A 15,118-nucleotide genomic window follows, 5' to 3' on the forward strand; every position below is an offset into this window, starting at 1 on the left:
CGCCGAACAAGGGAGACAGCCCTGACGGACACCGTTGAGCCCCTGACCGTGCCGCCCGGCCTGGAAGCCATCACGGCCGCGCCCATGCCCGCCCATCGCGATGAGTGGGAGTACCGGGTCCTCGCGCATCCGCGACTGCTGCGCGAGATCGCCGAACACGTTGACGGGCCGTTCCATCTGCTCTACCCCGAACGGGTCACGCGGAACATTCGGAGCTTCCAACGGGTGTTCGCGCACAAGGGCGTGGTGGGGGCCATCTACTACGGCAAGAAGGCCAATAAATCACCGGCGATCGTGCGCGCCTGCGTGGCAGCCGGTGTGGGCGTGGACGTCTCCAGTCCGGGGGAATTACGCGCGGCGCTGCGCGGCGGCGTCGCGGGCCGCGACCTCATGGTCACCGGTCCGGCGAAATCCTATGAGCTGCTGGTGCTCGCGGCCCGCCACGAGGCCGTGATCGCCATCGGCGACCTCGACGAGCTGGCGCACCTGGCCGCCCTCGGACTGCCCGCGCGCATTGTGCTGCGCGCGCTACCGCCGCACTCCACCAGCCGTTTCGGCATGACCGGCAACGAACTCGACCTGGCGGCACTGACTCTCGTGCACAACAGCCGGATTCGCCTGGAGGGCTACAGCTTTCACCTGCGCGGCTATGAGGTGGCCGCGCGCGCCGAACTGGCCGCCGACCTGATCCGCCGCTGCCGCGAGGCGCGGGTGCTCGGCCATCCGGTCACCACGCTGTCCATCGGCGGCGGCTTCGGGGTGGACTATGTGCCCGCCGCGGCCTGGAAGACCTTCCGCGCGGGGGTGAATCCGGAGTGGTTCCATGCCGGGCACGCCCCACGCCCCGACTCCTACTACCCCTATCACTGCCCGGTCCCCGGCGCGGCGATGCTGGCGGCCATCCTCGATCACGGCGATCTCGCGGCACACCTGCGCGCCGCCGGAATTCGGCTCGCCATCGAGCCCGGCCGCGCCCTGCTGGACCGCGCGGGCAGCACCGTCTTCGCCGTCCAGGGCGTGAAAACCCGTACCGCCGAAGGCCATCCGTACCGCATCCTGACCGTCAACGGCACCAGCCTGAGCGTGTCCGAACAGTGGTTCGGCACCGAATACCTGCCGGATCCGGTGCTCTGGCCCGAGCTACCCGGCACGGTGACCCCGAGTTGCGTGGGCGGAGCCAGCTGCCTCGAGGACGACATGATCAGCTGGCGTCGCATCCCGCTCCCCCGCCCGGCGGAAAAGGACGATCTGCTCATTTACCCCAATACCGCCGGGTATCAGATGGACAGTAATGAGTCGGAATTCCACGAACTTCCGATTCCCCCCAAAGTCGTGTTACGTCCGGGCGACGGGGAACGACCATTCATTTGGGAGCCTGACGGCCCCTGACCGGCCGCCGTGCGTTTCCCGCTTCGCCGCGCCGACCGCGAGCCCGGTGCACTACTGTTTGCCTGAGCTTCGATCGAATGCGTTGAACAGCAGTTATCCGCATATTCACCGATCACAAGGAGATACGTTCATGCCGGTTGTCACCTCTCGAGTGACAGACCTCATCGGCCGCACCCCGCTCTTCGAGCTGGCGGCAACGGATACGGGCACCCGGCTGTTCCTGAAACTCGAGAACATGAACCCGACCGGAGCCGCGAAAATCCGGATGGCCAAGGCCATGATCGACGATGCCGAGGCGCGCGGACTGCTGCGACCCGGCGGGCACATCATCGAATCCACCTCCGGGAATACCGGTTTGGGGCTCGCGGTTATCGCGGCCGAACGCGGGTATCGCTTCACCGCGGTGGTCGATCACCATGCCTGCCGCGACAAACTTCGGACCATGAGGGCAATGGGCGCGGAACTGGTATTCGTCTCCGACGGCGACGACGACAGCCTCTCCACCTCGGCCCGTGAGGAACTCGCCGAGAAAATGACGCGGGACGAATGCGAGGCGGCCGAACGCGCCGGACTCGAGCCGAACACCTACTTCACCGAACAGCACAACAATGACGCGAATCCGCTGGGCTACTACGTTCTCGCCGATGAATTGCTCGCCGATCTGGGCCGGGTGGACGCGCTGATCTCCGCGGTCGGCACCGGCGGATCGCTCTTCGGCACCGGTCGGCGGCTGCGCGATCTCGGACTGGAACCGCTGATGTACGGCGTGGAACCGGTGGGGTCCATCGCCTTCGGCGGTCCGGCGGGGCCGTACTGGCAGTCGGGCACCGGCACCCCGGAGGGCGCTGATCCCGGCAAAACCGTCGATGAGGATATGAGCCTGCTCAAGGAGGGCGTGAAGGTCTCCGATGTGGAGGCGTTCGCGACCGCACGGGTGATCGCCTCGAAGCTGGGGCTCATGATCGGCGGCTCCGCGGGCGGATCGGTCTTCGCGGCGCTGGACCGCATGGACGACTTCCCGGCCGGGTCCACGGTGGTGACGATCATCGGCGACGGCGGCGAGAAGTACCTGGACACCGTCTTCGACGACGAATGGATGAACGACCGGGATCTGCTCGATTCCGATACCGAAAGTAAAGTCGCCCGCATGCTCGACCGCTACTCGCCAGCGCTCAATCCCCGGGAGTGCGATACCCGAACACACACCATCGTGATCCCGTCGGCCGGGCAGCCCGCGACGGACTCCGGCATCGCCGACTCCGCGACGATGCCCGGTTACGCGGCGGGGGCCGCGGGCAAATGAGTTACGGCCCTCGGCAATCCGATGGGCGGCAGCTGTATTCGCTGGCCACGCCCATCGCGCTGACGCAACTCGCGCAGGTCGCGGTGTCGACCACCAATATCGCGCTGATGGGCACCCTGGGGGTGCGGCAGGTGGCCGCCGGTGGGCTGGCGCTGGTGCTGTTCAACCAGATTCGGACCATGTGCGTCGGACTGATCACCGGGACCGGCAATCAGGTCGCGACCGTGGTGAGCCGGGGCGGCAAGGGCGGGCGGAGTGTCGACCGGGAGGTGCGGGAGGTGGTGCGGTCGAGTTTCATGATCGCCACCATTGCCGGATTGTGCGGCGGCGCCGTGCTTATCGGGCTCGGCTGGGCCTTGCGATGGCTCGGACAGGACGCGACGGTGCTCGCGGAGGCGCGGCCGATGATGGTCGCGCTCGCGCCGGGACTGCTGCCCTGTCTGTGGTTCCAGGTCTTGCGCCAGTACTCGGTGGGGATGCAGCGGCCGCAGGCGCTGCTGCTGGTGACGCTCGGCTCCGTCGCGCTGAATGTGGTGCTGGCCCTCGGCTTCATGCACGGCTGGGCGTTCCTGCCCGAACTCGGGCTGACCGGTATCGGCGTGGCCACCTCGCTGGTCTTCCTGATCACCTTCGGGGTCTTCTGGGCCATGGTGTACCGCGATGCCGAACTCGGTGCGACACTGCCGATTCGCCTGTGGCCGGTGCGATGGGCAACCGTGCGCGACGAGCTGCGCCTGGGCACGCCGATCGCGCTGACCTACGGGTCCGAGGCGGGCATGTTCTCGGTGCTGGCGCTGGTCATGGGCAGCCTCGGCGCGGCGGCGCTGGCGGCGCACAATGTCGTCTATCAGATCGTGTACATCGTCTTCCAGGTGGCGATCGGACTCTCGCACGGTGCGTCGATCCTGGTGAGTAAGGCCGTGGCGCGCGAGGAGTACCGGCACGCGCGCTCGGTGGCCTGGCTGGCGCTGCGCTACGCGGGCATCGTCGCCGCGGTCACCGGCATCGCCTATGTGGCCGCACCGGATTGGGTGCTGCTGCCCTTCCTGGACGACACCGACGCCGCCACCGTCGCACTCGCGCATACGCTGCTGCTCATAGCGATCGTGCTGCAATTCTGCGATGCCGCACAGAACATCGGCGTCGGCCTGCTGCGCGGGCTCAAGGACACCCGGGCCGGTTTCCGACTGTCCCTGGTGGGGTATTGGATTGTGGGATTGCCCACGGCATTGCTGCTCGCTTTCCCCTTGCATCTCGGGGCCGCGGGTGTGTGGTGGGGCTTGACCGCCGGTCTGGCCACCACGGCTGCCCTGATGCTGCGGCGCTACTTCACGCTGCTGCACGCGCGTGAGCAGGAACATCCACGGGTGCTGGCCGGTAGCCTCGGGCACTGAGCCGACACATAAATCTCACCTACTCGCAAGCATGCCGTCACTGGCCGCGGGCAAGCTGGAGGAAACGGCTTCGCTAGTCTGGCGAACGGAAATCGGCAAGCCGAGGGCACACACCATCCGGGGAGGATGTCCGTGTACATCGCGAGAGTCGCTGAGTACCCGAGGGCAGACCATGTGCTGTTCCACTTCAGCGACACCCATCTGATCGCCGCGGACGCCGATCTCTACGGGGACGTCGACGCGGAGGCCCGACTCGGCCAATTGCTCGGCGAGGCCGAGGCGAGTCATATCAAACCGACCGCAATCGTCTTCACCGGCGACCTCACCGACCAGGGTGAGCCGGACGCGTACCGCAAGCTGCGCGCACTCGTCCAGCCGTGGGCCGATCGCATCGGCGCACCGGTGGTCTGGGTGGCGGGCAATCACGACGATCGCGCCGCGCTGCGCGTGCACATGCTCGACGAAAAGGGTTCGGCCGCACCGCTGGACGTGGTGCACATGTTCGACGGGCTGCGCGTCATCGCCCTCGACACCACCGTGCCCGGGCACCACTACGGCGAGATCACCCAGGCGCAGCTGGCGTGGCTGCGCGAGGTGCTGGCCGAACCCGCGCCGTTCGGCACCATTGTGGCCATGCACCATCCGCCCATCCCGTGCGTGCTGGATCCGGCCGTGACGGTGGAGTTGCGCGATCAGCGCCACCTCGCCGATGTGCTGGACGGCACCGATGTGCGCGCGATTCTCGCGGGCCATCTGCACTTCTCCACCAACGCCACCTTCGCCGGAATTCCGGTCTCGGTCGCCTCGGCGACCTGCTACAGCCAGGATCTGGCGGTGCGGCAGGGCGGGATTCGCGGCCGGGACGCGGCGCAGGCGTTCAACTACGTGCACATCTACCCCGACACCGTGGTGCACTCGGTGGTGCCCCTCGGCGCGGGGGCCACGGTCGGCGAACCGCAGACCCCGGAGCAGGCGGCGCAGCGGCTCGCCGACGCCGGGATCGTGATTCCGCCCGCCGGGGGCATCCCGCATGTACTGCGGCGGCGCGATACCGCGACCGAGGCGGGCTGAATCACCGGCGAGCCGTCAGGCGAGCAACGGAGAGCCGTTCAGGCAGCGCCGGATTCGAGGGCTGCCAGTCCGCTGGTGATCGAATCCGGCTTCTCCCAGGGGGCGGGCTCGGGGAAGTAGGTCTCCAGGAACTCCGAGACCGCGCGCACCCGCTCGGCCTCGGGGACCTCCGGGAAACTGCCGTCATTGAGGCAGAAGAAATCCACATTTCGCCGGCGCAGCAGCCCGTCCAGCAGTGCGAGCCCGGTGTACAGCGTGGTGTCCACGTACCGGACCTTCGCCGCCTCCTGCGGTACCGCGCGACCGGTGAGCAGCGCGTAATAGTGATACAGCGAATTGGTCACCGAGATATCGGTGGCGGCCCGGAAACGACTGGTGCGGGTGCGCGCGAAATCCTCCGGGAACGCGCGTTCCATCTCATGAAGCACACTGCGCCGCAAGGGAACCGGCGTGTGCTCCAAATGCCGGGTAATGATATGCCCGAACCTGCGCGTCAACAGCTGCCGATTCATGCGGGCGGCATTCTCGAACCCGCTGCGGCGTTCATTGTTGGCGCCCGGGCCGATTCGCGTTCCGGCCTCGATATAGCGGCTGATGCCCGCCGGGGTGAAGAACATGGACGGGCGCACCGGGCGGGCGAAGAACATATCGTCATTGGAGTACAGGAAATGCTCCGACAACCCCTCGATATGCTGCAATTGGCTTTCCACCGCATGGGAATTGAAGACCGGCAGGCCGCTCGCATCGGCGAAGTGATCGATGGCGCGCACGATCGTCACCCGGGGATCGGCCGCGAGCCAATCGGGTACCCGGGAATCGGTGGCGATGAAGACGCGCCGAATCCACGGCGCATTCTTGTACACCGACCGCAGTGCGTAGCGCAGTTCGTCGATCTGGCGGATGCGGGCATCGGCCTCATCACCCTCGCCGACCACCACCTGCGCCATCATTCCCGCACGGCGAGCGCGGAATTCGGGATCGGTGCCGTCCACCCAGGAGAAGACGATATCGATATCGAAGCCGACATCGGTGGGATGCGGGGCGAACATGCCCTCCAGGGTCGGCCAGCTGGTGTCAAACAGCAGCACCGTGCCCTGTTCGACATCGGCGAGGTCGAAGACATTGCGGGTCAGGGCATTCGGACGCGGGCATTCCACGGTATCTCCGTGGTACTCCCACAGCTCGATATCCACGTGATGGGCGGTGTCCAGATCCCGGCCGAGCCGGAAGACATTGTGCTGCTTCTCATTGCAGGAGAAGCCGGCGACCACGGCGGCCCCGAGCACCCGTCTGAGCGCACCCCGGTGCGCATTGTCCACCGCCAGCACCAGTCGGTGATCGGAGTCACGCACCAGCAGGTAGGGCACCCCGGCGGCGCTCAGCTCCGCGCGCAGATAGCGCAGATCGTCGATCACCGCGTCGGAGGCCACGAGATTCGCCACGCTCGCGCCGCCCACCATCGCCACCATGTCCGGCTGCTGCCCCGAACCAATTTCCACCATCACCGATCTCCGCTCTCTCGCGCTATCACCTCACACCTGTCACCCCTGCACCGCAGCAACACGCCCGGCTGGGGCCGGGGGCGCGAAATCCATTGTGCGCCGGGTTTTCGTTGCCGCTGCGTTCGTCGACGCCGAGTGGCGGACGATCCTTCACCGGACGGTCATCGGCCGGTTACTCGCAAGACCTCGTTTGGACGAGGGACTGTAACGAATGATGCAACCGTTATCGCTGCTAGTCAATCCATCACCCCGCAGGTCCGGAGGGATTTTCACAGCCGTAACCCGACAAGAGTGACCGATCATACGTTTCGGGCGGCACTTCGGACGCGAGCGCGTAACGGCCGCAACCGCATACACTTGCTGGCAGCACAGTCCAGCCCGCTGTGTGGTACCCGATCGTGAGGTGAGACGGATGGTAGCCGAAGCGCGGGAACGGCAAGAGTCTTCAACGGAAGGCCCGGAGACGGAACACCCCGAACTGAGCGTCCTGCCCGAGTGGCCGCTCGACACCATCGCGGTCCTGGTGACCACCGATCCGAGCCCGCACGCCATTCCGGTCTCGTGGCCGGTGCGCGCCGGGGATCGGCGGATCCTGTTGAGCCTCAAGTCCGATCGCGGTTCCCTGGCGCGCCTGCGCGAGCGTCCGGCGGTGGCGCTGCTGATTCTGGGCGGCGGCAATGTGGCGCTCTGCGCGCGCGGGCAGGCGGAGATTCTCGCGGACCCGATGCCCGGTGCGGACGACTACACCGCGGTGGCGCTCGAGGTCGAGGTGATCGACGATCATCGGCAGTCCGCGTTCGCGGTGGCGGCCGGAATCCAGCGCAATGTGATCGATCCGACAGAATTGCGGTATCTGGAGAAACGGGTCGCGACGCTGAAATCCATGGCCGCCGAACGCAACTGAGCGGTCCGACTTCCCTCTCAATTCAGACATTCCAGACATGGTGTCGGAACCGCAACGCTCGCGGCGAAATGAACGCGCACAGCGGGTCCCCGGATCGACCATAATCGGGAAGGGATGCGGTGTGAATGCGCCGCGGGGAAGGAGATCATGTCTGTCAGCTTGGCCAAGGGTGGAAACGTTTCGCTCTCCAAACAGGCCCCGAACCTCACCAAGGTCGCCGTCTGCCTGGGTTGGGACGTTCGCACGACCACCGGCGCGGATTACGACCTGGATGCCAGCGCGATGGCCTGCGGACCGAACCAGCGGGTGCTGTCGGATGCGCATTTCGTGTTCTACAACAATCTGCGCTCGCCGGAAGGCACCATCGAGCACACCGGTGACAATCTCACCGGCGCCGGTGACGGTGACGACGAGGTGATCAATGTCGACCTGGCAGCCATGCCCCCGACGATCACCAATATCTTCTTCCCGGTATCGATCCACGAGGCCGATATCCGCAGCCAGTCCTTCGGACAGGTCCGCAACGCCTACATTCGCGTGGTCGATGCCGTGACCAACTCCGAACTGGCCCGCTTCGACCTCACCGAGGACGCCTCCACCGAAACCGCCATGGTCTTCGGTGAGCTCTACCGGCACGGCCCGGAATGGAAGTTCCGCGCCATCGGCCAGGGCTACGCCTCCGGCCTGGCCGGCATCGCCCGCGACTACGGCGTCAACGTCTGATCAGAGCGGATTACCCCTGTCCTGATGTCCTAAATTTAGAGACACATTGCCCCTAATGTGTCCTAAAAATGAAGACATCAGGATAGGGGGATCCACTTGCTCTTCCATACTCCGCCTGCGCGCAGAACTCCTCGAACCCTGAGAATATAGCGGCGCTGTGTCGCCAACTATGCTAGTTTGGCGACACAGAGTTTCCAAGTTCGCGGGAGAGTCAATGCCGAAGATCGATGCGGCGACCGTGGCCGAGCATCGGGCCAATCAGGAGGATGCGCTGCTGGGGGCGGCTCGTGAACTGTTGCTGAGTAAGGGCCGCGGGGCGGTTACGCCCGCCGCGGTCGGGGCCGCGGCCGGGCTGGCTCGAAGCAGCGTTTACAAGTACTTCCGCTCCGGGGAGGAGATTCTGGAGCGGATTGTGGGCAATGCGTTCGCGGATTGGGCGGCGGTCGTTCGGGAGGCCGTCGACGCGGTCGACGGAGCGGATCGGCGAGTTGCGGCTTATGTGCGAACTTCGTTGGCGCTGGCGGGGTCCGGGGCGCATCGGGTCGCGGTGCTCGGGGGTGGGGTGCCGCGCGACGAGGGGGCGCGGGAGCGCATCGCGAGAGCGCATCGGATGCTTGCCGAACCGCTTCGGGAGGCGCTGGCCGAACGCGGGGATCCTGATCCGGCCCTGACGGCGGATCTGATCGACGGGGCGATCGGGCGGGCCATCGATCGACTCGACGCCGGGGCCGATTTCCGGCATGTGCGGCGCCTCACCATGGCTTTCGTCGAGCGCGCGGTGGGGATCGACTCACAACTTCGGGAGAATTGATGTTCGTCGTGATCAATGAGCTGTTCGTGGCGCAGGCGAACGAGCCCGTGTTCGAACGAAATTTCGCCGCGTCCATGCACGGAACACTCACCGGCGTACCGGGATTGACGGCCGCTCGACTGCTACGGCCGAGGCAGGACGGGCGCGGATATCTCTCCGTGCTCGAGTTCACCGATGAGGCAGCGTATTCCGCGTTCCTCGAGAGCGAGGCTTTCACCGCCGCCCACCATTGGCCGGATCACGCGCCCATCGACAGCAGCCGACTGACCACCTATGAGACCGTCACCCGGGTGTAGCCGCGGTCAGTTGAGCTGGCGGATCTTGGCGGCTATGCGGTCCGCGACGGCGGCGGAGGTGCGGGCGTCGGCGTAGGAGCAGCTGGAGACCTCGATGAGGGCATTGCCCTGGGTGCGCATGGTGTCCGAGCAGACCCAGGTGCTGCCGCTGGAGGAGACGGTCCAATCGACCGAGACGGCGGCGGGGTCGGTGTTGTGCGAGACGGCCGTGACGCGCAGGACGCTCGGCTTGTCCTTGGAGTCCTTGGGCGTATTGGTCACGTCCTTGTCCTTGCACTGCGCGAGCACGTCCCGGTAGTGGCCGACCATGGATTCGGCCACCAGGAAGTTCTTATAGGTGGAGACGGTCTGGTAAATCGCGTGCTGATAGTTGTCGTCCGCCTCGCGGAATGAGCGCAGCCGGAAGCCATTCCACTTCTCGCCGTAGGTGTCCAGATCGGCGGTGTACATCATGGGGGCGCACTCGGCGGGCGAATAGGTGAAGTTCGGAACGGTCGGGACCGTGTTCTCGAACCGCTGGGTGAGGGCGGTGGAGGCGACGATCTTGCCGACATCGTCGAGCGAGAGCATGACGTCGGAGATCTTGTCCGGCGTCAGGCGGGCCATTTTCACCACCACCGGATCGGGGGACGCCACACCGCTCACGACTTTGCCGCAGCCCGTCACCGTGAACAACAGCGCCAGACCGATGGCGACCGCACGCCCCCGCATTGCCCCTCCTCTGAACCCGAAACAGCAGAAGCATAGCGGGCGGCGACCACGAACCGCCCGGCCGATAGGCGGCGATCGGGTTACGGCGAAGTGCCGGGCGGTCGGTGCGTCAGGCCCCCGGCCAGAACTCGCGCCACTGCGCCGCGGTGAGAGGAAGACGTTCGCCGCGAGCGACTTCCGCCGCATCCTCGGCGGCGCGAATATCGGCGGCGAAGGCGAGGGTGGCCTTGCGCAGGCGCTCCTCGGCGCTCCCCGGACCGCCGAGGTCGACCACGCGCAGCGCCATCGGAATCAACTCGTCCGGCAGCCCGGCCTTACCGCTGCGCGAGCGCACCTTCTCCGCCAGCGCCAATGCGGGCTGCGCCATGGCGATACCGTCCAGACAGGAGCGGCGCGACTTCTCGGAGGTCTTGCGCTCCTCCCACGCCGCCTCCTGCGCGGCGATCTTGGATTCGATATCGGCGGCCGGATCGATACCGTCGTCGAGCAGGTGCGGACTGCGATGGGTCAGCTTGGCGACCAGCGCGGCCGCCACCTCGGCAACGGTGAATTCGCCTGCGGCCTCGGCGATTCGGGAGTGGAACAGCACCTGCAGGAGCAGATCGCCGAGCTCCTCGCGAATGGTTCCGGCATCACCGGCCTGGATCGCGTCGAGGAGTTCATAGGTCTCCTCCAGCAGATACGGCCGCAGCGAATCGTGGGTTTGGGTGACCTCCCAGCCGCCGAATTTCCACAGCCGATCCATGACCTCGACAGCTTCCCCGAGCGCCTCCGCCATGCGAGCGGTATCGGCTCCCAGGTTCCCTCCCGACGAACCGGCGGCTCGATACCCCGACGCGAACCGGCCACCGCCGTTGCTGTCCGACGGGCTCATCGGGCCGCGGCCGCCTCGGGCGCGATCCTGACATCGACCGCACCGGGGGCCTTTCCATCCAGGGCCAGCAGCAGATCGGCGACGAACTGGAGTACCTGCACATCGCGGACGCGGGCCGCGCCGACACTGTCCTCCACCCGCGGCAGCGGCAACTGCACGATGCCGGTGGCGGGGCGGTAGGTCGCGTTCGGGTAGAGCCGCTTGAGCCGCAACTGTTTCGAGTCCGGCAGTTGCAGCGGCGCGACCTTCAACGTGGTGCCGGTGACCCCGATCTCGGCGATCTTGTACTCGCGCGCCAGCAGCCGCAGTTTGGCGACCGAGACCAGGCGGCCGACCTCCACCGGCAGCGGGCCGTAGCGGTCCACGAGCTCCTCTACGACGGCCGCCAGGCCCGAATCATCCTGGGCGGCGGCCAATTTGCGGTAGCCCTCCAGCCGCAGCCGATCCGAGGCGATGTAGTCCGGCGGAATGTGCGCGTCCACCGGAAGGTCGATCCGTACCTCGCGGATCTCCTCATCGACGGTGATGGGGCGACCGTCGGCGGCGGCGCGATAGGCCTCCACCGCCTCGCCGACCAGGCGTACGTACAGATCGAAACCGACGCCCGCGACATGTCCGGACTGTTCCGCGCCGAGCACATTGCCCGCACCGCGAATCTCCAAGTCCTTCATGGCCACCGCCATACCCGCGCCCAGATCCGAGTTCTGCGAAATGGTGGCCAGGCGGTCGTAGGCGGTCTCGGTGAGCGGCTTCTCCGGCGGGTACAGGAAGTACGCGTAGCCGCGCTCGCGACTGCGGCCCACGCGCCCGCGCAGCTGATGCAGCTGCGAAAGGCCCAGCGCGTCAGCGCGTTCCACGATCAGCGTATTGGCATTGGAGATGTCCAAACCGGTTTCGATGATGGTGGTGGAGATCAGCACGTCGAATTCGCGCTCCCAGAAACCCTGCACGGTCTTCTCGAGCGTGTCCTCGTTCATCTGCCCGTGCGCGATCGCCACCCGCGCCTCGGGCACCAGATCGCGAATCCGCTTGGCGGCCTTCTCGATCGAGGACACCCGATTGTGGACATAGAAAATCTGGCCGTCCCGGAGCAGCTCACGGCGAATGGCGGCGGCGACCTGCTTGTCGTTGTACGCGCCGACATAGGTCAGCACCGGATGCCGCTCCTCGGGCGGGGTGAGGATGGTCGACATCTCGCGAATGCCCGCCAGGCTCATCTCCAGCGTGCGCGGAATCGGCGTGGCGGACATGGTGAGCATGTCCACGTGCGTGCGCAGCGCCTTGATGTGCTCCTTGTGCTCGACGCCGAAGCGCTGCTCCTCGTCGATAATGGTGAGGCCCAGGTCTTTCCAGCGGATACCGGTCTGCAACAGCCGGTGCGTGCCGACCACGATATCGACCTCGCCCGAGGCCATCCCCTCCATGATCTCGCGCGATTCGGCGGCATCGGTGAAGCGGGACAGCCCCTTCACGGTGACCGGGAAGCCGGCGAGTCGTTCGGTGAAGGTCTGCAAGTGCTGTTGCGCCAGCAGGGTTGTCGGCACCAGCACGGCGACCTGCTTACCGTCCTGCACCGCCTTGAACGCCGCGCGCACCGCGATCTCGGTCTTGCCGTAGCCGACGTCGCCGCAGATGACGCGGTCCATCGGGACCGCCTTCTCCATATCGGCCTTCACCTCGGCGATGGCGGTGAGCTGATCGACCGTCTCGGTGAAGGCGAAGGCGTCCTCCATCTCCACCTGCCACGGGGTGTCCGGGCCGAAGGCGTGCCCGGGCGCGGCCTGGCGGGCGGCGTACAGCTGGACCAGTTCGGTGGCGATCTCGCGAACGGCCTTGCGCGCCTTGCGTTTGGTGTTCTGCCAATCCGAACCGCCCATCTTGGACAGGCTCGGCATCTCACCGCCGACATAGCGGGAGAGCTGATCGAGCGAATCCATCGGGACGAACAGGCGATCGCCCGGCTGACCGCGCTTACTCGGCGCGTACTCGATGACCAGGTACTCGCGGCGCGCGCCGCCGACCGTGCGCTCGATCATCTCTACGAAGCGGCCGATGCCGTGCTGATCGTGCACGACCATATCCCCGGCGCGCAGCGCCAGCGGGTCGACCTGATTGCGCCGCTTGGCCGCGAGTTTCTTACCTTCGCCGGGTGCGGTGACGCGATTGCCGGTGAGATCGGATTCGGCGATCACCACCAGTCCGGCATCGTCGAACATGATGCCGTCGTGCAGCGAACCGCAGAGCACCCCGACCAGTCCGCGCACCGGTTCGGCCCCGGCCTCCAGCGCGGCCGCGGGCACCTCGGCATCGGCCAGGCGCTCCAGAATGCGCTGTGCCGTACCGTGTCCCGCCACCACGATGACCGCGCGGCCACCGGTGGACACGTGCGCGCGCAGCGAGGCGAAGATGGTGGCGATCAACTCCTCCGAGCCGCGCGCCGAGGGCGCGGACTGCACCGGCAGCACGATCTCGTCCGGATGATCGGCGATCAGCGGGCTCAGCGTCCACCAGGGCAGGCCGTGCTTTTCCGCATCGGCGTGCACCACGTCCAGGCCGCGATAGGCCGAAGCCGCCAGGTCCAGACCGTGCGCGCCCAGCGGTGCGGCGCCGCCGAACGAGGCCGCGGTCCAGGACGCCTCCAGGAATTCCTGCCCGGTGCGCACCAGATCGGCGGCGCGGGTGCGGACCTTCTCCGGATCGCACAGCAGCACATGGGTATGCGCGGGCAGCACCTCGGTGAGCAGCTGTAGCTCACCCGGTTGCAGCACCGGCAGCAGCGCCTCCATACCCTCCACCGGAATGCCCTGGGAGATCTTCTCCAGCATCTCCACCAGGGCCGCGTCGGCGGGATTCTCGGCGGCCACCTCGGCGGCGCGGTCGCGAAGTTCATTGGTGAGCAACAGTTCCCGGCAGGGTTGGGCCACCGCCAGTTCGATCGGCACATCGTGGATGGAGCGCTGATCGGCGACCGCGAAGGCGCGCAGTTCGCTGATCTCGTCGCCCCAGAACTCCACGCGCACCGGATGATCCGCCGTCGGCGGGAAGAGATCGAGAATGCCGCCGCGCACCGCGAACTCACCGCGCTTGCCGACCATATCGACGCGCTCGTACGCGAATTCCACCAGCCGGGCGAGCAATTCGTCGAAATCGAACTCCGCGCCGACACGCAGCACAATGGGTTCCAGATCGCCGAGCCCGCGCGCCATCGGCTGCATGAGCGAGCGCACCGTGGTCACCACCACGCGCAGCGGCTCCGCGTACACCGGATCCTCGGGATGGGCGAGCCGTCGCAGCACCTGCAACCGCTTGCCGACGGTATCCGCGCCCGGGGACAACCGCTCATGCGGCAGCGTCTCCCAGGACGGGAAGACCGCCACCCCCGCGCCGAGCATCTCGGTGAGCTCGGCGGTGAGATCGTCGGCCTCGCGCCCGGTGGCCGTGACCACCACCAGCGGTCGCTCCCCCGCGATGGTCGCCGCCACGAACGGCCGTACCGCCGAGGGCGCGACCAGCATGGCCGACTCCCGCCCGATCAGGCCCTTGACCTGCTGCAACGAAGTGTCGGCAGCGGCCACTGCGGCCAGTCCCGCGAGAGGTGGACGTTGGCTCGACATGAGGCAGACTCCTGGACGCAGATCAGCGGTTCGGACAACCACCCGAGTTTAATCACGGGGACTGACGGCTTTCACACAGACGCTGTCTCCACGTGCTTTCATGGCTGTATGTCCTATTTGGCCGACCCTCGGGTGGACGCCTATATAGAGGGGCTACCCGAATGGCAGCGCACCATCTGCCAAGAAGTGCGCGAGCTGGTGCACGCGGCGGACCCGGCGGTCCAGGAGACGATCAAGCGGACGGTCCAACCGTATTTCGTCCTCGACGGAAATATCTGCGCCCTGCTGGGCGCCAGGAAGGCCGTGGACATCTTCCTCTACGACGGCGGCATAGTTCCCGACCCGCACGGCATCATCACCGGCGGCCACGAGAACAAGACCGCCCGCATGATCGCCGTCCAGGAGGGCGAAACGCTCAACGCCCCAGCCCTTCTCGCCATGTTCAAACAGATCGTCGCCAACAACCGCGCGGGTGGCTGGCGACGACTCAAACGCGAGAATCCGGATATCCCCCGGTAACCGCCGC

The 15,118-nt window shown here is 66.7% G+C and carries 13 protein-coding genes; 9 read left to right on the top strand and 4 right to left on the bottom strand.

Annotated elements, in window-relative coordinates:
- Window positions 1-48 precede the first annotated feature (48 nt).
- From NA10_RS19445 to NA10_RS19460, 4 genes are all read left to right on the top strand, one after another.
- Window positions 49-1,389, top strand: a complete 1,341-nt coding sequence (locus NA10_RS19445; RefSeq protein WP_245677603.1) for a type III PLP-dependent enzyme domain-containing protein — start codon at window positions 49-51, stop codon at window positions 1,387-1,389.
- Between the two features lie 130 nt (window positions 1,390-1,519).
- Window positions 1,520-2,692 carry a PLP-dependent cysteine synthase family protein gene (locus NA10_RS19450; protein ID WP_084514973.1) on the top strand — a complete coding sequence of 391 codons (1,173 nt, stop codon included), beginning with the start codon at window positions 1,520-1,522 and terminating at the stop codon, window positions 2,690-2,692.
- Window positions 2,689-4,086 carry an MATE family efflux transporter gene (locus NA10_RS19455; RefSeq protein ID WP_067569995.1) on the top strand — a complete coding sequence of 466 codons (1,398 nt, stop codon included), beginning with the start codon at window positions 2,689-2,691 and terminating at the stop codon, window positions 4,084-4,086. The genes NA10_RS19450 and NA10_RS19455 overlap by 4 nt, the downstream gene beginning before the upstream one ends.
- Before the next feature lie 132 nt (window positions 4,087-4,218).
- Window positions 4,219-5,157: a phosphodiesterase gene (locus NA10_RS19460; RefSeq protein WP_084515008.1), complete on the top strand. Its 939-nt coding sequence runs from the start codon at window positions 4,219-4,221 to the stop codon at window positions 5,155-5,157.
- A gap of 38 nt (window positions 5,158-5,195) precedes the next feature.
- On the opposite strand, the gene NA10_RS19465 is transcribed toward NA10_RS19460, so the two are convergent.
- Entirely contained in the window at window positions 5,196-6,626 is a 1,431-nt protein-coding gene (locus NA10_RS19465; RefSeq protein ID WP_067570122.1) for a stealth family protein, read from the bottom strand.
- Between the two features lie 445 nt (window positions 6,627-7,071).
- On the opposite strand from NA10_RS19465, the gene NA10_RS19470 reads away from it, so the two are divergent.
- The 4 genes from NA10_RS19470 (at window position 7,072) to NA10_RS19485 (ending at window position 9,393) form a co-directional block, all read left to right on the top strand.
- On the top strand, window positions 7,072-7,563 hold the full coding sequence (locus NA10_RS19470) for a pyridoxamine 5'-phosphate oxidase family protein (RefSeq protein WP_067569999.1): 492 nt from the start codon (window positions 7,072-7,074) through the stop codon (window positions 7,561-7,563).
- Window positions 7,564-7,710: 147 nt separating this feature from the next.
- Window positions 7,711-8,286, top strand: coding sequence for a TerD family protein (locus tag NA10_RS19475; protein WP_067570124.1), 576 nt, complete (start codon window positions 7,711-7,713; stop codon window positions 8,284-8,286).
- 214 nt (window positions 8,287-8,500) lie between these two features.
- A complete protein-coding gene (locus NA10_RS19480) occupies window positions 8,501-9,097 on the top strand; it encodes a TetR/AcrR family transcriptional regulator (protein ID WP_067570001.1) in 597 nt (198 codons plus the stop codon).
- Window positions 9,097-9,393 (top strand): antibiotic biosynthesis monooxygenase family protein, encoded by a 297-nt coding sequence (locus NA10_RS19485; protein ID WP_067570003.1) that lies wholly within the window; start codon window positions 9,097-9,099, stop codon window positions 9,391-9,393. Before NA10_RS19480 ends, NA10_RS19485 begins: the two co-directional genes overlap by 1 nt.
- A 6-nt stretch (window positions 9,394-9,399) precedes the next feature.
- On the opposite strand, the gene NA10_RS19490 is transcribed toward NA10_RS19485, so the two are convergent.
- From NA10_RS19490 to mfd, 3 genes are all read right to left on the bottom strand, one after another.
- The gene (locus tag NA10_RS19490) at window positions 9,400-10,104 is read right to left on the bottom strand and encodes a sensor domain-containing protein (protein ID WP_067570005.1); all 705 of its coding nucleotides are present in this window, start codon (window positions 10,102-10,104) and stop codon (window positions 9,400-9,402) included.
- A gap of 109 nt (window positions 10,105-10,213) precedes the next feature.
- Window positions 10,214-10,882: a nucleoside triphosphate pyrophosphohydrolase gene (locus NA10_RS19495; RefSeq protein WP_067570126.1), complete on the bottom strand. Its 669-nt coding sequence runs from the start codon at window positions 10,880-10,882 to the stop codon at window positions 10,214-10,216.
- A gap of 92 nt (window positions 10,883-10,974) precedes the next feature.
- Window positions 10,975-14,592: a transcription-repair coupling factor gene (gene mfd, locus NA10_RS19500; RefSeq protein ID WP_067570007.1), complete on the bottom strand. Its 3,618-nt coding sequence runs from the start codon at window positions 14,590-14,592 to the stop codon at window positions 10,975-10,977.
- Between the two features lie 108 nt (window positions 14,593-14,700).
- Between mfd and NA10_RS19505 the strand changes: the two genes are divergently transcribed.
- Complete coding sequence (locus NA10_RS19505) at window positions 14,701-15,111, top strand: DUF1801 domain-containing protein (protein WP_067570009.1); 411 nt, start codon at window positions 14,701-14,703, stop codon at window positions 15,109-15,111.
- Window positions 15,112-15,118: the final 7 nt, after the last annotated feature.

Source organism: Nocardia acidivorans NBRC 108247, from assembly GCF_001625085.1.
Lineage (GTDB): Bacteria > Actinomycetota > Actinomycetes > Mycobacteriales > Mycobacteriaceae > Nocardia > Nocardia acidivorans.